Origin of the sequence: Citrobacter sp. T1.2D-1 (genome assembly GCF_950098555.1) — a bacterium.
In the GTDB taxonomy this organism is placed as follows: domain Bacteria; phylum Pseudomonadota; class Gammaproteobacteria; order Enterobacterales; family Enterobacteriaceae; genus Citrobacter_A; species Citrobacter_A telavivensis.
This window is the reverse complement of sequence record NZ_CATNHH010000003.1, coordinates 143,941-162,368: the sequence shown is the minus strand read 5'-3', so window position 1 is coordinate 162,368 and position 18,428 is coordinate 143,941. Positions and strand designations below refer to the sequence as shown.

The 18,428-nt window shown below is 52.1% G+C and carries 18 protein-coding genes; 16 read left to right on the top strand and 2 right to left on the bottom strand.

Going from position 1 to position 18,428, the window contains the following annotated elements; all coding sequences use genetic code 11:
- Positions 1–98 precede the first annotated feature (98 nt).
- The 10 genes from QQZ17_RS05500 to QQZ17_RS05455 all read left to right on the top strand — a co-directional run bounded on the left by QQZ17_RS05500 (position 99) and on the right by QQZ17_RS05455 (position 11,036).
- Complete coding sequence (locus QQZ17_RS05500) at positions 99–953, top strand: tagatose bisphosphate family class II aldolase (protein WP_152406108.1); 855 nt, start codon at positions 99–101, stop codon at positions 951–953.
- 10 nt (positions 954–963) lie between these two features.
- Positions 964–1,878, top strand: a complete 915-nt coding sequence (pfkB, locus tag QQZ17_RS05495; protein ID WP_284554114.1) for a 1-phosphofructokinase — start codon at positions 964–966, stop codon at positions 1,876–1,878.
- Positions 1,879–1,904: 26 nt separating this feature from the next.
- Positions 1,905–3,332, top strand: coding sequence for a PTS fructose transporter subunit IIC (locus QQZ17_RS05490; RefSeq protein WP_152406109.1), 1,428 nt, complete (start codon positions 1,905–1,907; stop codon positions 3,330–3,332).
- Positions 3,319–4,125 carry an HPr family phosphocarrier protein gene (locus QQZ17_RS05485; RefSeq protein WP_152406110.1) on the top strand — a complete coding sequence of 269 codons (807 nt, stop codon included), beginning with the start codon at positions 3,319–3,321 and terminating at the stop codon, positions 4,123–4,125. The genes QQZ17_RS05490 and QQZ17_RS05485 overlap by 14 nt, the downstream gene beginning before the upstream one ends.
- A gap of 367 nt (positions 4,126–4,492) precedes the next feature.
- On the top strand, positions 4,493–5,752 hold the full coding sequence (locus QQZ17_RS05480) for an ABC transporter substrate-binding protein (protein WP_152406111.1): 1,260 nt from the start codon (positions 4,493–4,495) through the stop codon (positions 5,750–5,752).
- Positions 5,753–5,832: 80 nt separating this feature from the next.
- Positions 5,833–6,777 carry a carbohydrate ABC transporter permease gene (locus tag QQZ17_RS05475; RefSeq protein WP_152406112.1) on the top strand — a complete coding sequence of 315 codons (945 nt, stop codon included), beginning with the start codon at positions 5,833–5,835 and terminating at the stop codon, positions 6,775–6,777.
- A 10-nt stretch (positions 6,778–6,787) separates the two neighbouring features.
- Positions 6,788–7,612: a carbohydrate ABC transporter permease gene (locus QQZ17_RS05470; RefSeq protein WP_152406113.1), complete on the top strand. Its 825-nt coding sequence runs from the start codon at positions 6,788–6,790 to the stop codon at positions 7,610–7,612.
- A gap of 11 nt (positions 7,613–7,623) precedes the next feature.
- The gene (locus QQZ17_RS05465; protein WP_152406114.1) at positions 7,624–8,736 is read left to right on the top strand and encodes an ABC transporter ATP-binding protein; all 1,113 of its coding nucleotides are present in this window, start codon (positions 7,624–7,626) and stop codon (positions 8,734–8,736) included.
- Between the two features lie 104 nt (positions 8,737–8,840).
- On the top strand, positions 8,841–10,097 hold the full coding sequence (locus tag QQZ17_RS05460; protein WP_152406115.1) for a Gfo/Idh/MocA family protein: 1,257 nt from the start codon (positions 8,841–8,843) through the stop codon (positions 10,095–10,097).
- 18 nt (positions 10,098–10,115) lie between these two features.
- Entirely contained in the window at positions 10,116–11,036 is a 921-nt protein-coding gene (locus tag QQZ17_RS05455) for an ROK family protein (protein WP_152406116.1), read from the top strand.
- A 39-nt stretch (positions 11,037–11,075) separates the two neighbouring features.
- On the opposite strand, the gene agaR is transcribed toward QQZ17_RS05455, so the two are convergent.
- Entirely contained in the window at positions 11,076–11,846 is a 771-nt protein-coding gene (gene agaR / locus QQZ17_RS05450; protein WP_046487608.1) for a transcriptional repressor AgaR, read from the bottom strand.
- Between the two features lie 321 nt (positions 11,847–12,167).
- Positions 12,168–12,971: a DeoR family transcriptional regulator gene (locus QQZ17_RS05445; protein ID WP_152406117.1), complete on the bottom strand. Its 804-nt coding sequence runs from the start codon at positions 12,969–12,971 to the stop codon at positions 12,168–12,170.
- A 251-nt stretch (positions 12,972–13,222) separates the two neighbouring features.
- Here QQZ17_RS05445 and kbaZ point away from each other — a divergent pair, with 251 nt between their 5' ends.
- Genes kbaZ through nagA form a run of 6 tightly spaced genes read left to right on the top strand, consistent with a single transcriptional unit; the run spans position 13,223 to position 18,249 of the window.
- Positions 13,223–14,518, top strand: coding sequence for a tagatose-bisphosphate aldolase subunit KbaZ (gene kbaZ / locus QQZ17_RS05440; RefSeq protein ID WP_152406118.1), 1,296 nt, complete (start codon positions 13,223–13,225; stop codon positions 14,516–14,518).
- A gap of 18 nt (positions 14,519–14,536) precedes the next feature.
- The gene (gene agaV / locus QQZ17_RS05435) at positions 14,537–15,010 is read left to right on the top strand and encodes a PTS N-acetylgalactosamine transporter subunit IIB (RefSeq protein ID WP_152406119.1); all 474 of its coding nucleotides are present in this window, start codon (positions 14,537–14,539) and stop codon (positions 15,008–15,010) included.
- 10 nt (positions 15,011–15,020) lie between these two features.
- Positions 15,021–15,800 carry a PTS N-acetylgalactosamine transporter subunit IIC gene (gene agaW / locus QQZ17_RS05430; RefSeq protein WP_061076209.1) on the top strand — a complete coding sequence of 260 codons (780 nt, stop codon included), beginning with the start codon at positions 15,021–15,023 and terminating at the stop codon, positions 15,798–15,800.
- Positions 15,790–16,668, top strand: a complete 879-nt coding sequence (gene agaE / locus QQZ17_RS05425) for a PTS N-acetylgalactosamine transporter subunit IID (RefSeq protein ID WP_046487621.1) — start codon at positions 15,790–15,792, stop codon at positions 16,666–16,668. Before agaW ends, agaE begins: the two co-directional genes overlap by 11 nt.
- Before the next feature lie 16 nt (positions 16,669–16,684).
- A complete protein-coding gene (gene agaF / locus QQZ17_RS05420; RefSeq protein WP_042325173.1) occupies positions 16,685–17,119 on the top strand; it encodes a PTS galactosamine/N-acetylgalactosamine transporter subunit IIA in 435 nt (144 codons plus the stop codon).
- Positions 17,116–18,249, top strand: coding sequence for an N-acetylglucosamine-6-phosphate deacetylase (nagA, locus tag QQZ17_RS05415; protein WP_152406120.1), 1,134 nt, complete (start codon positions 17,116–17,118; stop codon positions 18,247–18,249). Before agaF ends, nagA begins: the two co-directional genes overlap by 4 nt.
- Positions 18,250–18,428 lie beyond the last annotated feature (179 nt).

Sequence of the window (18,428 nt, the reverse complement as noted above, 5' to 3'; positions counted from 1 at the left end):
ACACTCATGTTCAGCAATGATCGTTACATTACTTTCAAAATGAAGGTCATTTTATTTTTACGCTTTAATTTCGAAAGTTATAGATAACGGAGAAACCCATGTTCATCATTTCCAGCAAAAATATGCTTCAGAAAGCGCAACGCGGAGGCTATGCGGTACCTGCTTTTAACATCCATAACCTTGAAACCCTGCAGATCGTGATCGAAACCGCAGCAGAGATGCATTCACCGTTGATCGTGGCAGGTACGCCAGGCACCTTCAGCTACGCCGGCACGGGAAATATTGTCGCAATCGCTGGCTGCCTTGCCCGCGAGCACAACCTCCCGCTGGCAATTCATCTCGATCACCATGAAGCCATGGCTGATATTGAAAGCAAAGTTCAGGCTGGAATCCGTTCTGTCATGATCGACGGCTCCCATTTCCCTTTTGAAGAAAATGTGGCGTTGGTGAAGAAAGTGGTCGATTTCTGCCATCGCTATGATGCCAGCGTTGAAGCAGAACTCGGGCGTCTTGGGGGAGTGGAAGATGATCTGGTCGTCGACAGTAAAGATGCTCTGTATACCAATCCCCGACAGGCACGTGAATTTGTTGCCCGCACCGGTATTGATTCCCTGGCCGTTGCTATCGGTACTGCGCACGGATTATATGCCGCAGAGCCCAAACTCGATTTTGACCGCCTGGCGGAAATTCGTGAACAAGTCGATATCCCGCTCGTCCTGCACGGCGCATCCGGGCTACCGGAAAGCGATATCCGCAAAGCGATTAGCCTGGGCGTCTGTAAAGTCAACGTCGCCACAGAGTTAAAAATCGCCTTCTCCGACGCCTTAAAACAGTACTTTACGCAAAACCCGAAAGCCAACGATCCGCGGTATTACATGCAGCCAGCGAAGCAGGCGATGAAAGAAGTCGTGCGTAAAGTGATCCATGTTTGTGGTTGCGAAGGGCAACTGTGAGGAAATACCGGTGATCTACACGCTAACGCTCAATACCGCGATTGATATGAATATTTTTAGCGATCCTTTATTGCCGAATGTTGTTAATCGCACACATCACACGGAATATTGCCCAAACGGAAAAGGTGTCAACGTCGCTTTGGTCTTAAATCATTTCCAACAACCTGCGCATATTTTAGGTATCTTTGGCGGATTTACCGGTCGCTATATCGTTGAGGCGTTACGCAATAAAAAAATTGGCGTTTCACCGGCATGGGTGGATGAACCTACGCGGATCAACATTTTTATTAATGATGGTCAGCAGGAGTATAAACTTGTTAATCCGGGGGCTTTTATTCCTGATGATTGTAAGCAACAGGTACTGAACGAAATTTCGCGACTGACCGATGCCGAATATTTGATTATCAGCGGAAGTTTACCCCAGGGAATCGAAAGCAATTTGTATGCAGAGATCATGCAGATTTGCCAGCAAAAAGCGATCGCGGTTGTCCTGGATATCAGTCATTCAGCCTTGCGTCAGTTGCTGGAATTTAAGCCATTATTAATTAAACCCAACGATGAAGAAGTGTACGCCATTTTCGGTTTAGCCGTGACCAATGATGTGCAGGCAAAAAATGCGCTTAGAGAACTGCACGCGCTCGGTGCGCAAAACGTCTTACTGACGCTAGGCGCGAAAGGAATGTACTTCTCAAATGGTGTCGATTGCTGGTTTTGCAGCGCCCCGACTATCGAACTGGTTAGCTCCGCCTGTGCCGGTGATGCCTCGCTTGCCGCATTTTTAAGTCACTGGCTAACCACTGGTGAAGTGGAATATGCCTTATCCCTTGCCAGCGCAACCGGTGCCGATGTGGCGGGTTCTGCGGGGTTGGGTCAACTTGCAAATATAGAAACGTTACTTCCTCACACTCAGGTCAGAAAGTTGTAGACAAAAAATAAACTAAAGGTCTGCTTATGAAAAAAATTATTGCTGTTACCGGCTGCCCTACTGGTATTGCGCATACGTTTATGGCTGAAGAAGCTTTAAAAAATGCCGCAAAAAAAATGGCTATTGAAATAAAAGTAGAAACGAACGGCGCCAGTGGCGTGGAAAATGCGATTGCGCCCTCTGATCTTATCGATATTGCAGGCGTTATTATCGCCGCAGATAAAGATGTTTCTCCCGATCGTTTTAATGGTTTGCCGGTTATTGAAGTTCCCGTTAAAGAAGCGATACATCATCCTACAGAATTGATTAATAAGATTCTGAATGGTGATGCACCAATTCGTAAAGGCACCAAAGCGATGTCGCAAGAAAAGATTGAAAAAGAATCTTTTGGTCGTCAGATTTATAAACATCTGATGAGCGGAGTATCCAATATGCTGCCCTTTGTCGTAGCGGGAGGTATATTGATTGCGGTTTCTTTTCTGTGGGGCATTTATTCGGCCGACCCCAACTCACCGGAATATAACGCCATCGCCGCCATGCTGATGAAGATAGGGCAGCAGGCCTTCTCCATCATGGTCCCCGTCTTCACAGCCTACATCGCTTACTCCATTTCCGGCAGACCCGGCATGGTGGCAGGTTTCGTTGGCGGGTTGCTGGCAAATGCAACCGGCGCAGGCTTTCTGGGCGGTATCATTGCCGGATTTGCAGCCGGCTATCTGATGCTATGGGTGAAAAATCGGCTCGAAGGTTTACCCCGTCAATATGAAGGGCTGAAATCCATTTTCATTATGCCGCTGATTGGCGTACTGGTGATTGGTATCCTGATGACATTGCTCGGCCAACCCGTTGCCGCCATTAATAACGGGATGATGAACTGGCTCGCCTCTCTACAGGAAGCCAACCCCATCCTGCTCGGTATTGTCGTCGGCGCCATGTGCTCCTTTGACTTTGGCGGTCCGGTTAATAAAGCCGCTTATGTTACCGGCACCCTGCTGCTCGGTCAGGGGAACTATTTCTTTATGGCAGGCGTCTCCGCAGCCTGCATTACTCCTCCGCTGGTGATTGCGCTGGCAACCACCTTCTTCCCGAAAGGTTTTAGCGAAGATGAACGCGCAGCCGGTATAGTGAACTACATTCTGGGGGGCACACACATCACCGAAGGCGCGATTCCCTTTGCGGCTAAAGATCCACTGCGCGTTATCCCAATGATGATGATCGCTTCAAGTATTTCAGCCGTGCTCAGCTACAGCCTGCATATTCAGGTTCCCGCGCCACATGGCGGCTTCCTGATCCTGCCATTGGTCAGCAAGCCAATTGCCTGGGTACTGTGCATACTGGCAGGCTCCGCATGCGGCGCCATCATGCTGGGATCATGGAGATTGTGGATCAACCGCAAGCAGCCGGTCGGTTCAGACACCCCCCTTCAGGCACGAGGTCAAGATGCAACTCTGTGAGCAGGACATCTTCATCAGCAATGATCAGGTCGATAAATCGGCGGCACTCCAGCGCGTCTCAGCATTACTGGTGGCGGCTGGAAAAACGACGCCTGAGTATCTGCAAGGTATGCGGGATCGCGAAGCGCAGATCTCCACTTACCTCGGAAACGGTATCGCCATTCCCCACGGAACACCGGAAACTCGCGACGCGGTGCTGCATACTGGCGTAAAGGTTATCGTATTTCGTCAGGGGGTACCCTGGGGAGACGATAACGTTGCATACATGGTAATCGGCATCGCGGCACGCTCTAATGAACATCTTGATATTTTGCGCCAGCTAACCCGGGTATTAAGTGACGATGGTATACCGCAGGCTCTGCAACAAGCCGAAACGCCCACCGACGTATTAGCCGTTCTGACAAAAGTTGATACGGATAACGTTCAGGCACAAGAAGAACAGAAAGGCGAAGAAGCCATTTTTGTCATTCATAACCCGCATGGGCTGCATGCCCGGCCAAGCGCTGTGCTGACGAAGTTTATCAGGCAGTTTAGCTGCCACGTGACTATCGAAAATCTCGATAACGCCATCGGACCTGTTGATGGCAAGAATTTGATGAAAGTCGTCTCGCTGGGTGCAAAAAATGGTCATCGTCTGCGATTCATCGCTCAGGGGACGGATACACGTCATGCGCTGTATGAAATCGGACAAAGTATTAAGCAAGGATTGGGTGAAATGGGATCTGTTCCTGTAACCCCTCCGCCCGAAACCACACAGCCGAAACGCAGTTGGCTGTCACGCCTCTTTAGCTAAGCTGTCATGCCGGATGATACGGTTCATCCGGCACTTCATCATATGCTTTGCGGATAACCTTCGTTTCAATTCGTAAAAGATTGAGTGATAACGCTCTCATATTTAAAGTTTTTTTTACCTCGCTCCTATTTTCGTTTTCGATAGATAAAAACGACTTAACCATTTGAAAGTTAAAAGAAACAATCCAGTATAAAATAAAGTTATATTTTCGTTTTGATAAAAGAGAAACCTACCGAAAGCGCCACCGGTTTTAATGCGATAATCCCCTCATTTTTCCCCCTTTGACTTTCCCCTTTGTTAAACAGAATATTCAATGGCTTCTGTAATTTACCTCACCGACATTCTGACCCGAATAAAGAGGGAAGTTATGTATACCTTAAATAAGAATAATGTCGCCCTGGCATGCCTTTTTACATGTTTACTGACGGCACCGGCTATCGCCAGTGCTGAAGGCCAGACGACAGATAAACCCATTAAATTACGCTACACGCTGTGGGATCGAAATCAACTTCCCGGCGAACAGCAACTGGTTAATGAGTTTGAAAAAAATAACCCCGGTGTGAAAGTTGAAATCGAGCTAACGCCTTATGATCAATATTTCATAAAACTCAGTTCAGCGGTCGGGGGAAATGTTGCGCCGGATGTATTCTGGATGAATATGCCGAATTTTCAGCAGTACGTTAAAAACGGTATGCTGGAACCACTGACCCCTTATTTAAAAGATAAATCATCGCCCAACCTTGATGACTTTGTGAAAAGTTCCGTCGATGCTTATCAGTTCCAGTCAAAACAATACGCTATACCTCGTGATATCGACGCCATTGCCGTCTGGTATAACAAAAAAATGTTTGATCAGGCGGGCGTGGCTTATCCCGATAAAAACTGGACGTGGGACGATTTAAAACAGAAATCAGAACAGCTACGTAAAAAACTGGATCAACAATCTTATCCACTGGCAATGGAATTCAGCAGCGGTCAGGACAGCTATTTTAACCTGCTGTTACAGGCCGGCGATAAGATTGTCCTGCCCGAGGGTAAAACGGATGTTGCCAATGACAACGCGATCGCGGTGTATCGCGACGTTCAGGGTATGCTGAAAGCGGGACTGATCCAGCCCCCAGGTGAAATGGAAGCATCCGATGTCTTCCAGTCCAGCAGAGTCGCAATGGTCTACGCGGGCTCATGGTGGGCGCTACCCTTCTCACAAAACGAACTGATCAAAGATCATATTGGCGTAGTCCCGATGCCCAAAATGGCAGAACTGGCTGGCGTCTCGCATAGCCTGGCATTCGCCATGTCGGCCAAAAGCCAACATAAAGAAGCGGCCTGGAAGTTCATTGAATTTATGAGTTCTGAACATGCCCAGCAAACGCTGGCTGCGGGTAAAGTGGTGATTCCGGCCAATCAGAAAGTCGCCAAAGCGTGGGCTGAAGGCTTTAAGGATATCGATGTCTCCGCCTATATCGATTCACTGGCGTTTTCCCATAAATATCCCACTGCCGGTTCCAATACCGCGAAATGGAATAGCATTCTTAACGATGGGCTGAAGAAAGTCTGGATGGGGAATGATCCGCAACAAGTGATGCCCGGTGTTGCAAAACGCGTTGAGCGTGAAATGCAGAAATAATATTGAGGGAGCCCGGCTCCCTCTCACCTCTCCTGCGTAAACCCATTTATTGTTTGTAAAGTGAGCATCCCGGAGTCTGTATGAGCTATTCAGATGAAGCGACATCTCCGCCGTTATCGGCCAGGGAACCCAATAAGAAATCCCTGACCCGACTGGAAAAAGAAGAACGTTTCTGGGGGTGGATAATGATTCTGCCGCTACTGGCGGGATTAGTTATTTTTTACTTTACGCCGTTCTTCCAGAACGTATTTTACAGTTTTACCGATCTGGGCGAATTTCAGATCTGGACGACAATCAGTCTGGATAATTACATTAATTTATTCAGCGATGATGAATTCCGCTCAGCCATATTTAACACGCTGGCCTACGTCTTTATTTGTGTACCGGCGATCACGGTACTGTCTTTACTGCTGGCCATTGGTTTAAACCAGGCGATTCGTGGTCAATGGTTGTTCCGCACGCTGTTATTTCTTCCGGCCGTCACAATGCCAGCCGCCATTGCGATGGTCTGGCAGTGGTTGATGAACCGTAATTTCGGTTTGCTCAATCAGATCCTGGCCTATTTCGATATCCCTGCCATCGGTTGGCTGTCCGATCCGGATATTGTCCGTCTGAGCGCGTCACTGGTCATTATCTGGTCGGCTATTGCCCTGAAGATGATCATTCTACTCGCCGGACTGCAGGGGATCCCCAGGCAAATCTATGAAGCTATGTCTCTGGATGGCATCAGTAAACTGCGCGGCTTCTGGTCAATTACCCTGCCGTTGATGATCCCGACGCTGTTTTTTGTTCTGGTGATCTCGTTTATCGAAACGCTGCAAATATTCGATGTGGTGTATCTGCTGTTTGGCAGTTCTTCCATGGTGGACGATCAGACCATGACCATCGCTTATCTCTTTTATAAATATGCCTTTATCTACCATGAAAAAGGGTACGCCTCAGCGATTGCCGTGGTGATTTTCGTTATCACGATGGTACTGACCCTGCTGCAAGTATGGATAGGCAAACGGCTTAAGGCACAGTAAGGCAACCACTATGTTCATGACAAAACGTGATAAATGGCTGATTTATGGCCTGATGATCCTGGCAACGCTGGTCACGGTGGTTCCCTTTCTCTGGATGATAATCACCTCGTTTAAAACCCAGGCGGAAAGTATTGCCTTCCCGCCAATCCTGCTGCCCGCCAATCCGGGGTTTCAGGCGTACGATAAAATCTTGCATGAGATGCCGTTTGGCAGCTTTTATTTTAACTCGATCGTTTCCACGCTGGTCATCGTCATCTTACAGACGCTGATTGCCGCGATGGCGGCGTATGGCTTCTCCCGCCTGCGTTTTAAAGGGCGCGATATCCTCTTTATGCTCTGCATTTCGATTCTGATGGTCCCCGGACAGATCTTTTTGATCCCGCAGTTTTTAACGATCGAAAAAATAGGCCTGCTGAACTCGATTCCCGGTCTGGTGCTGCCGGGGTTATTCAGTATTTATAGCGCTTTTTTATTGCGTCAGTTTTTTCTGTCCGTACCGAAAGAACTGGAAGAAGCGGCAATTATGGATGGATATAACCATTTAACGATCTTTTTCAAAATCATGCTGCCGCTGATTAAACCCGGGCTTATCGCCTGCGTCATTATTAACGGGTTGTGGAGCTGGAATAACTTAATGTGGCCGCTCATCGTCAATACGTCGATGGACAAAATGACGCTGCCAGTAGGACTGGCCTCGCTTTCCGGCCGTTCAGGGGTGGAGTACCCCATGCTCATGGCCGGGGCGTTACTCGCGATTATCCCCATGTTGTTACTTTATATTTTCTTCCAGCGCTATTTCATTCGTGGCATCGCCGGTGCCGGAATTAAAGGATAAGGGGCATTGTTATGTCAGGCATTCAATTACAGTCAGTAGGCAAAATCTATCCGAATGGCTTCCAGGCGATTCATGGCGTTGATCTTGAAATTCATGATGGCGAATTTATGGTTTTTGTCGGGCCGTCCGGCTGCGCAAAATCAACATTGCTGCGCATGATCGCCGGACTGGAAGATATTACTCAGGGTCATATTTCAATTGGCAAACGGTGCGTCAACGATCTGCTGCCAAAAGAGCGCGGCGTGGCGATGGTCTTTCAAAATTACGCCCTCTATCCCCACATGACTATCTACAAAAATATGGCGTTCAGCCTGCAGGGCAAAATGAACAAGCAGGAGATTGATGTTCGCGTACGGGACGCCGCGCGCAAACTGGAAATCGAAACGCTACTCGACAAAAAGCCCGGTCAGCTTTCAGGGGGACAGTGCCAGCGCGTGGCCGTTGGCAGGGCCATTGTTCGTAAGCCTGAAGTGTTTTTGTTTGATGAGCCGCTGTCCAATCTCGACGCCAAACTGCGCGTGTCCATGCGCGTGCGCCTGACGGAACTTCATCGCCAGCTGCGTCACGAAGGTGTGAACGCGACGATGGTGTATGTCACCCACGATCAGATTGAAGCAATGACCATGGGAGACCGCATTTGTGTACTCAACGGCGGACGGATTATGCAGGTCGACACCCCGGGCAATATCTACCATCAGCCAAAAAATAAATTCGTGGCGGGTTTCATCGGTAACCCGGCAATGAATATTCATCTTCTGGCACTCGATCCCGATACGCGCGGACTCCGTCTGGATGACGCGCTGATCCTGCCCTTAACCGCACGACTCGCCTCCCAACTGGCGGATTATCCGCACGACAGCGTCTGGTTTGGCATCCGGCCAGAGGCGATTCAGTTGGCGCAGCACAACGATCCTGCGGCGTTCGACGCCCGGGTAACCAACGTGGAAAGAATGGGCAATGAAGATCTCCTGCATTTCAATATCGGCGCACAGCTAATGATCTTGCGAGTCAATTCGTCACCGGACTGGAACCCTCTCCCCGGCGAATCGATCAAGGTGAAATTCAATCTTGACGCCGCCTTTTTGTTCGACAAGCAGGATGAAGAAAATTTAGCCAGGTCCTGATGTCGCGTACGTCATTGGCTGGCGCAAAAAATATCCGTTTGTTTTTTCATGCCCCACGACGCAGAACAACGCGAATTCAGGCGAGGGCAAAATGAGAGGTTTATATGTGTGCAAAGAAAGTGACCGTATTAGTGGTTGGCGCAGGCGCGCGCGGCGAAATATATTCTCGTTACGCGCTTGAACATCCGGACCGTATGCAGGTTGTCGGCGTGGCAGAGCCCAGAGAGGCGTATCGCCAACAATTTGTCGCTCAGCATAATATTGAGCAGGAAAATATCTTTAACGACTGGAAAGCGGCGGCGGCTCGTCCGCGAATGGCAGACGTCGTGCTGATCTGCACTCAGGATACAATGCACAAAGAGCCTGCCATCGCGTTTGCCGACCTCGGCTATCATATTTTACTGGAAAAGCCTCTCGCCCCCACGCCGGAAGATTGTCGCACCATCATTGCTGCGGTGAAGCGCAACAACGTTTTATTGGGTGTCGCCCACGTTCTGCGCTACACCCGCTACACGCAGAAACTCAAGTCCCTGCTCGACAGCGGGGTGATTGGCGATATTGTCAGCATGCAGCATCTCGAGCCGGTGGGTTACTGGCACCAGGCGCACTCTTTCGTGCGCGGTAACTGGCGTAATGAAGCGGAATCGTCGTTTATGCTGCTACAAAAATCCTGCCACGATATGGACTGGATCCGCTACATCATGGGCGACCACTGTCAGGATGTGACCTCATTTGGCAACCTGAGCCATTTCGTGAAGGAGAACCAGCCGGAGGGTGCCGCCGATCGCTGCCTGGATTGCCAGGTTGAAGCGACCTGCCCCTGGTCAGCCTGCAAAATTTATCTTGGCGAGGATCACAAATGCACGCCGCATTTCCGTCGCGTGCTGACGGCGGATCCCACAGAGGAAAACGTCCGCCAGGCGCTGCGCGAGGGGCCGTATGGCCGCTGTGTTTATCGCTGTGATAACGACGTGGTGGATCATCAGGTGGTCAACTTACGCTTTGCCCATCAACAAACCGTCACGTTCACCATGACCGCCTTTACCCGCATGGAAGATCGAAAGACGCGGCTTTTCGGTACGAAAGGTTATCTCGAGGGCAATGGCGAGCAGATCCGGGTGTTTGATTTTCTGACGGACCGCGAGACGGTCTACGCGATCGAAGAGATCGCCGCAGGCACACAAACCCAGATGGGAGGCCACGGCGGCGGTGACTACTATCTGATGGATCGCTTTATTCACGCCGTGATGGCGGGCGATCAAAGTATGATTCTCTCCGGCCCCGATGAAGCACTGGAAAGTCACTTAATGGTCTTTGCCGCAGAGCGCGCTCGCAAGGAAAACTGTCTGGTTACACTGTGAAGTTCGAGGAGATGTGGCATGTTTTACGGTGTTGATATTGGTGGCACAAAAACTGAAATTGTCGCCTTTGATAAGGAAATGCAGGTTCGCTGGCGCAAGCGCGTGGCCACGCCGGTTCAGGATTACGAACTCTTTCTCTCGACTTTTACCTCGCTTATCGATACAGCCGACTGGGCAACGGGGATGCAGGGCAAAATCGGTATTGGCATGCCCGGATTGATGGACAGGCATACCGGAAAGCTGCTGTCGTCGAATGTCCCCTGCCTGACCGGGCGTCAGGTGATGAACGATCTGGCGCATCGACTCAACCGCTCGGTGGCGCTGGATAATGACTGTTGCTGCTTCGCGCTGTCGGAAGCGCATACTCATCAGGCTCGTCAGTTCTCACGAATTTTTGGTGCGATTATCGGCACCGGCATGGGGGGAGGACTGGTGATCGACGGGCAGTTATATCGTGGGCGCAATCGGATGGCCAGCGAGTTTGGTCATCTACCGCTCCCCGCCACCTTTATGCGTCGCTATAACCTGCCGGAAATCAAGTGCGGCTGCGGCCTACAGGGCTGTCTGGAGCGCTACCAGTCCGGGCCCGGTTTACTCTGGCTGCATAAGCACTTAAGCGGTGAGCAGCTCAAAATGGAGACGCTGCTGGAAAACTACCGTCATGGCAACGCCAGCGCCGTCGCCACCGTTGAGGCGTGGATTGATATGCTGGGCTGTACGCTGGCGCAACTGCAGCTCATTCTGGACGTCGACGCCTTTGTTCTGGGGGGAGGTGTCTCCAACATTGAGGAAATTTACACCCTACTGCCGGGTGCCATGTCGCGCTACCTCTTCCCCGGACTGGCTCCCGCTAACGTCTTCCCGGCCGTGCATGGCGCGTCCAGCGGCGTACGCGGTGCTGCTCTGTTGCTGGTCGAACAGGATGCGCTGATGCACTAAGACGTCGCCGGCAAAAACGCGTTTTGCCGGCGACGTCCCTTATTCATCCACGATAACGACATCCACCCCCATCTGGCTGAGCGCCTGATGGTAATGCGCCGGGATACCGCTGTCGGTAATCACCCGATCAATACCGTTGATTTCACTGATCATGCAAAAACTCTTGCGGCCGAACTTACTGGAATCCGCCACCACCGTGACCTCCTGCGCCACCTGACACATCACCTGGTTAAGGTGCGCTTCTCCCGGATGCGGCGTGGTGATCCCGGCTTCCAGACAAAATCCATCGACGCCCAAAAAAAGCTTATCAAACCGATACTGTCTGAGCTGATGTTCCGCCGAAGGGCCATACAGCGAGTAAACGCTTTGCCTGACATTTCCCCCCAGGATCATGACATCCACACGTTCAAAATTGGCCAGTTCCCAGGCAATGTTCAGCGCGTTGGTCATCACCACCAGATCGCGGCGACTTTTCAGCAGCGGAGGAATAAGCGTTGTGGTCGAACCGGAATCAAGAATCAACGTGTCACCATCTTTCACAAAGCTGGCCGCCTTTTCCGCAATGCGCGATTTCACATCGCGGTTCAGTCGATCTTTATCCTGCAAGGGACGATCGAGGGCAAAATGTTGATTTAACACGGCTCCGCCATAGGAGCGCATGACGCAGCCTTTCTGCTCGAGATAACGTAAGTCATTGCGGATCGTGACGCTTGAGACGCCGAAATGCACACTGAGGGGTTCGACACGAACGCTGCCTTGATCGCATAACAGGTCAATTATTTGCTCGCGACGTCTTAAGTTATCCAGCATTGCTTTTGCTCCATTGCATGTTGTTATGTTTTAGCGATTTATCGCTTTCGTTTTCTTTTAAATATATTAAATCAGAAGACTTAAGGCGAATTTGTGAACACGTCTACAGCGCGGATTTTGGCAAAAACACCGCTTTTTCTTTCGTTTTATCTAAACCGAAAGTGGGAAAGGCGAAAGATCGAAAAGCGTGCAGGACAGGTGAGCGGGAGACTGGGACGAAAAATCAGTGAAAAAACGAAAGCGGGTTCGTAAAAAACCCGCTGACATTTTTCTTTTTGTTTAATTGAAGGACATCACAATTTTGAATTTTAACGACGCCACCTAAACGATAATGACCTCAACGCCGCTGCGATGAAACTCCTTCAGGCTCTCTTCCGGGATGCCTTCATCGACGATGATGGTATGAATACGTTGAGTATCAATAATTTTATGCAGGCTCGAGCGGTTAAATTTGCTGGAATCGGTGACCACGATAATCCGTTCCGCCACTTCACACATCCGGCGATTCAGTCGGGCTTCGTCCTCGTTGTGGGTACTGACGCCCCGCTCTAAATCAATGGCGTCGACGCCCAGAAACAGCATATCGAAGTGATAATTCTGCAACGATTGTTCGGCCTGGTCGCCGTAAAACGACTGCGACTGCCGACGCAGATGACCACCGGTCATCAGCAGCTCCACTCCATCCGCTTCCAGTAAAGCATTAGCGACGTTCATCCCGTTGGTCATCGCTATCACATCGGTATGCTGACGCATCAGGCGCGCAATCTCATACGTCGTCGTGCCGGAGTCCAGGATCACGCGGTGACCCGGTTTGATAAGCCCCACGGCCGCTTTGGCGATACTGCGTTTCACCGCCGTGTTCAATGAACTTTTATCTTCGACGGAAGGCTCCGCGCCCGGCGTATTACTGTCGCAAATCAACGCGCCGCCATAGGCGCGAACGGCGATCCCCTGCTTTTCCAGGAACGCCAGATCGTTGCGGATCGTCACCGTGGAAACGCCGAACAATCCCGAAAGATCGTTCACCTGTACGCTTCCTTGCTGCCGCAACCGCTGGATAATCTGCTCACGTCTTTCGCTGGTGCCTGACACCCGCTTTTCTCCAGAAGCATCGGTATTGCTCATAAGAAATCCTTTGGCTAATTCTTTCGTTTCATTTCGTTTTGCCTATTAACGCCTTTCTTTTGTCGGAATGCAAGCCGAAAAAAGCCGCCCGGAAGGGTGAAAACGTCGGCTGAATGCTTTCATTATGTTTCTTTTGTGAAACAGATCGGAAAACTATTATCTTTCGTTTTATTTTTATAAGACCATGATGCAGTATCAATTGAAACAAAACGAAAGATTGCAAGTCGCAGTTACCCGATCTGGAGAGGAAAGTGAAACATCTGACTGATATGGTGGAGCAGCATAAACGAGGTAAGGCAATCGGAATTTACGCCGTTTGTTCCGCGCATCCGCTGGTACTGGAATCCGCAATACGTTACGCGCAGGCAAATCACTCGCCGCTGCTGATTGAAGCAACCTCGAATCAGGTTGACCAGTTTGGCGGTTATACAGGCATGACCCCAACCGATTTTCGCCATTTTGTCTGCCAACTGGCTGACTCGCTTGGCTTCCCTCAGGAACAATTGATTCTGGGGGGGGATCACCTCGGTCCCAACCGTTGGCAAAATCTGGCCGCAGAACCGGCAATGGCCCATGCCGATGAACTGATCAGAAGCTATGTCGCCGCTGGATTCAAAAAAATCCACCTCGACTGCAGCATGTCCTGCCAGGGCGATCCCGTACCCTTGACCGATGCCATCGTCGCGGAACGCGCCGCGCGCCTGGCGAAAATAGCCGAAGAGACCTGCATCGCCCACTTTGGTGAGTCGGATCTCGTCTATGTGATTGGTACTGAAGTGCCGGTACCGGGCGGTGCCCATGAGACGTTAACCGAACTGGCAGTGACCACGCCCGAGGCCGCGCGCGCGACGCTGGAAGCCCATCGTCACGCTTTTGAAAAACAGGGACTCGACGATGTCTGGCCGCGCATCATCGCGCTGGTAGTGCAACCCGGCGTTGAGTTCGACCATACCCACATCATTGATTATCAACCGCAGAAAGCCGTCGCGTTAAGCAAGATGGTAGAGGCGTATGACACGCTGGTCTTTGAAGCGCACTCCACAGACTATCAAACGCCGCAGTCACTGCGCCAGTTAGTGAAAGATCACTTTGCCATCCTGAAAGTCGGCCCGGCCCTGACCTTCGCCCTGCGCGAAGCGCTGTTCTCGCTGGCCGCCATTGAAGAAGAGTTGCTCCCGGCAAAAGCCTGTTCCGACCTGCGTCATGTCCTTGAGAGCGTCATGCTCGATCGTCCGGAATACTGGCAGAGTCACTACCACGGCGATGGCAACACCCGTCGTCTGGCGCGCGGCTACAGCTATTCCGATCGTGTTCGTTACTACTGGCCAGACAGCCAGATTGATGACGCATTTGAACGACTGGTGCGCAATCTGGCGGATGAGCCGATTCCACTGCCGCTCATTAGCCAGTATATGCCGTTACAGTACGTAAAAGTGCGCGAGGGAGATCTCAATGCCACACCGCGAGAACTCATCATCAACCACATTCAGGACATACTGCAGCAGTACCATGCCGCCTGCCAGGGCGTAACGTCCCAGAACAAATAACAAAAAGAGGAATACGCTATGCCAAATATTGTACTCAGCCGTATCGACGAAAGGCTCATTCATGGCCAGGTCGGGGTGCAATGGGTCGGATTTGCGGGGGCAAATCTGGTGCTGGTTGCCAACGATGAGGTGGCGGAAGACACCGTGCAGCAAAACCTGATGGAGATGGTGCTGGCGGAAGGGATCGCCGTACGTTTCTGGTCACTGCAAAAAGTGATCGACAACATTCACCGCGCCGCTGACCGACAGAAGATTTTGCTGGTCTGCAAATCACCCACCGACTTCCTCAGGCTGGTCGAAGGTGGGGTTCCTGTTACACGAGTCAACGTAGGAAATATGCACTACGCCAATGGCAAACAGCAGATTGCCAAAACGGTCTCTGTCGACACGACCGATATTACGGCGTTTAACGGCCTGAAAGCCGCCGGGGTGGAATGCTTCGTTCAGGGCGTTCCGACAGAACCCGCGCAGGATCTCTTTAAACTCATCTGAGGCCTTCACCATGGAAATTAGTCTGTTACAGGCTTTTGCATTAGGTATCCTCGCCTTTATTGCGGGCCTGGATATGTTCAACGGATTAACACACATGCACCGCCCGGTGGTGCTTGGGCCGCTGGTCGGCCTGATTCTGGGCGATCTGCATACCGGTATTTTAACCGGCGGTACGCTGGAGCTGGTGTGGATGGGGCTCGCCCCGCTGGCGGGCGCGCAACCGCCAAACGTCATTATCGGCACCATCGTGGGTACGACGTTCGCCATTACGACAGGGGTGAAACCGGATGTCGCCGTGGGCGTTGCCGTGCCGTTTGCTGTGGCAGTACAGATGGGGATTACGTTCCTGTTCTCCGTGATGTCTGGGGTGATGTCCCGCTGCGATCGCATGGCGGCGAATGCCGATACTGCCGGCATTGAACGGGTTAACTATCTGGCGTTACTGGCGTTGGGGATTTTCTATTTTCTCTGCGCGTTCCTGCCGATTTACTTCGGTGCAGAGCACGCGAAAACAGCCATTGATGTCCTTCCGGAACGTCTGATTGACGGCCTCGGCGTCGCGGGCGGCATCATGCCAGCCATCGGCTTTGCCGTGCTGCTGAAAATCATGATGAAAAACGTCTATATCCCTTACTTTATCATCGGTTTCGTGGGGGCCGCCTGGCTCAAGCTGCCGGTACTGGCTATCGCCGCCGCGGCGCTGGCCATGGCGCTGATCGACCTGCTGCGTAAATCACCTGAACCGACCCAACCTGCGGCCCAGAAAGAGGAATTCGAAGATGGCATCTAATCAACAAACTCTTCCGACTGTTTCCGACAGCGAAGAAACGCTGCTTTCCGGCGTAAACGAAAACATCTATGAAGATCAGAGTATTGGCGCAGAGCTGACCAAAAAAGATATCAACCGGGTCGCCTGGCGTTCCATGCTGTTGCAGGCGTCGTTTAACTACGAACGTATGCAGGCTTCCGGTTGGCTGTATGGTCTGCTGCCTGCACTGAAAAAGATCCACACCAATAAACGCGACCTGGCGCGCGCCATGAAAGGTCACATGGGCTTCTTCAATACCCATCCCTTCCTGGTGACGTTTGTGATTGGCATCATCCTGGCGATGGAACGCTCAAAGCAGGACGTTAACAGTATTCAGAGCACCAAAATTGCCGTTGGCGCACCGCTCGGCGGGATTGGCGACGCGATGTTCTGGCTAACGCTACTGCCTATTTGCGGCGGCATCGGGGCCAGTCTGGCCTTGCAGGGCTCTATCCTCGGCGCGGTGGTCTTCATTGTGCTGTTTAACGTGGTCCATCTGGCTCTGCGTTTTGGCCTGGCGCACTATGCTTACCGTATGGGGGTCGCCGCCATTCCACTCATCAAGGCCAATACGAAGAAAGTGGGCCACGCGGCGTCTATCGTCGGGATGACGGTGATCGGCGCGCTCGTCGCGACCTATGTGCGCCTGAACACTACGCTCGAAATCAAGGCGGGTGATGCCGTCGTCAAGCTCCAGGCTGACGTTATCGACAAGCTGATGCCCGCCTTTTTACCGCTGGTCTATACCCTGACGATGTTCTGGTTGGTCCGTCGCGGCTGGAGTCCGCTGCGCCTTATCGGTATCACCGTGGTGCTGGGTGTTGTCGGCAAGTTCTGTCACTTCCTGTAAAGCAAAGAGGTCTTCGATGTTAGGTATTATTTTGACGGGGCACGGTGGGTTTGCCAGCGGTATGGAAAAAGCGATGAAACAGATCCTTGGCGAGCAGTCGCAGTTCATCGCTATCGACTTTCCGGAAACCTCCACCACCGCGCTGCTCACCTCGCAGCTTGAGCAGGCGATTGAGCAACTGGACGGTGAGGAAGATATCGTTTTCCTGACCGACCTGCTCGGCGGCACACCGTTTCGCGTCGCCTCAACGCTTGCGATGCTGAAACCAGGCCGGGAAGTGATTACTGGTACTAACCTGCAACTACTGCTGGAAATGGTACTGGATCGTGAAGGGCTCAGCAGCGAGGCATTTCGTGTGCAGGCGCTGGAATGTGGGCATCGCGGTCTGACCAGCCTGGTAGATGAACTGGGCCGCTGTCGCGAGGAGCACCCCATCGAGGAAGGAATATGACGCAGGTTTTGCGTGCCAGACGCCTGCTCACCGAACAAGGGTGGCTGGACGATCACCAGTTGCGCGTTGAAGAAGGCGTCATCACGGCAATCGAGCCGATTCCGGCGGGCATCACCGTGCGCGATGCCGAGCTACTCTGTCCCGCCTATATCGACATCCACGTCCACGGTGGCGCGGGAGTCGATGTGATGGACGACGAACCGGATGCGCTCGATAAGCTGGCGATTCACAAAGCGCGTGAAGGGGTTGCCAGTTGGCTCCCCACCACCGTCACCGCGCCGCTAAAGACGATTCATCGCGCGCTGGAGCGTATTGCCCAGCGCTATCATTGCGGCGGGCCTGGCGCACAGGTGCTGGGAAGTTACCTGGAAGGGCCATACTTCACGCCGCAGAATAAGGGTGCCCATCCCCCGGAGCTGTTTCGGGAACTGGACCTTGCGGAGCTGGATGAGCTGATCGCCATTTCGCGACAGACCCTGCGCGTGGTGGCGCTGGCACCGGAAAAACCGGGGGCATTGCAGGCGATTCGCCATCTCAGGCAGCAGGGTGTGCGGGTGATGTTGGGGCATAGCGCGGCAAGCTGGGCGCAAACCCGCGCCGCCTTTGACGCGGGCGCGGACGGACTCGTGCACTGCTACAACGGCATGACCGGGCTTCATCACCGGGAGCCCGGGATGGTCGGCGCAGGACTCACTGACCCGCGCGCGTGGCTGGAACTTATCGCCGATGGGCACCACGTCCATCCGGCGGCCATGACGCTCTGTTGCTGCTGTGCAAAAGAGAGGCTGGTGCTGATAACCGATGCGATGCAGGCCGCCGGTATGCCCGACGGAAACTACACGCTGTGCGGTGAAAAAGTCGAAATGCACGGAGGTATCGTGCGAACCGCATCCGGTGGCCTGGCGGGCAGTACGTTGTCGGTTGATGCGGCAGTGCGCAATATGGTCGAACTGACAGGCATCGCCCCTGAGGATGCTATCCATATGGCCTCGCTCCATCCAGCGCGTCTGTTGGGGATCGACAGCCACTCAGGATCGTTAGCCCCAGGCAAACGCGCCAGCACGATCGCCCTCGATAGCGGACTGCATTTACAACAGATTTGGATTCAGGGTCAGCTCCTCCCCCTTTGACCCTTTTTTCCTCCCTGGCCTTCGATCATGAATCGTAAGGCCTTTCTTTTCCTTTCGATTAAGAAAACCCCCATTCCTGGATGGTGGCAGAGAATCATTACAGATCAATAAGATAAAAAACCTCACCGTACAATCGATCACACTTTTCGTTTTATTTCATTTTGCATTATTGAACTTTC

Coding starts and splice junctions, on each gene's coding strand:
- QQZ17_RS05500 (WP_152406108.1), top strand. CDS start 99: ATGTTCATCATTTCCAGCAAAAATATGCTTCAGAAAGCGCAACGCGGA.
- QQZ17_RS05490 (WP_152406109.1), top strand. CDS start 1,905: ATGAAAAAAATTATTGCTGTTACCGGCTGCCCTACTGGTATTGCGCAT.
- QQZ17_RS05485 (WP_152406110.1), top strand. CDS start 3,319: ATGCAACTCTGTGAGCAGGACATCTTCATCAGCAATGATCAGGTCGAT.
- QQZ17_RS05480 (WP_152406111.1), top strand. CDS start 4,493: ATGTATACCTTAAATAAGAATAATGTCGCCCTGGCATGCCTTTTTACA.
- QQZ17_RS05475 (WP_152406112.1), top strand. CDS start 5,833: ATGAGCTATTCAGATGAAGCGACATCTCCGCCGTTATCGGCCAGGGAA.
- QQZ17_RS05470 (WP_152406113.1), top strand. CDS start 6,788: ATGTTCATGACAAAACGTGATAAATGGCTGATTTATGGCCTGATGATC.
- QQZ17_RS05465 (WP_152406114.1), top strand. CDS start 7,624: ATGTCAGGCATTCAATTACAGTCAGTAGGCAAAATCTATCCGAATGGC.
- QQZ17_RS05460 (WP_152406115.1), top strand. CDS start 8,841: ATGTGTGCAAAGAAAGTGACCGTATTAGTGGTTGGCGCAGGCGCGCGC.
- QQZ17_RS05455 (WP_152406116.1), top strand. CDS start 10,116: ATGTTTTACGGTGTTGATATTGGTGGCACAAAAACTGAAATTGTCGCC.
- agaR (WP_046487608.1), bottom strand. CDS start 11,846: ATGCTGGATAACTTAAGACGTCGCGAGCAAATAATTGACCTGTTATGC.
- QQZ17_RS05445 (WP_152406117.1), bottom strand. CDS start 12,971: ATGAGCAATACCGATGCTTCTGGAGAAAAGCGGGTGTCAGGCACCAGC.
- agaV (WP_152406119.1), top strand. CDS start 14,537: ATGCCAAATATTGTACTCAGCCGTATCGACGAAAGGCTCATTCATGGC.
- agaW (WP_061076209.1), top strand. CDS start 15,021: ATGGAAATTAGTCTGTTACAGGCTTTTGCATTAGGTATCCTCGCCTTT.
- agaE (WP_046487621.1), top strand. CDS start 15,790: ATGGCATCTAATCAACAAACTCTTCCGACTGTTTCCGACAGCGAAGAA.
- agaF (WP_042325173.1), top strand. CDS start 16,685: ATGTTAGGTATTATTTTGACGGGGCACGGTGGGTTTGCCAGCGGTATG.
- nagA (WP_152406120.1), top strand. CDS start 17,116: ATGACGCAGGTTTTGCGTGCCAGACGCCTGCTCACCGAACAAGGGTGG.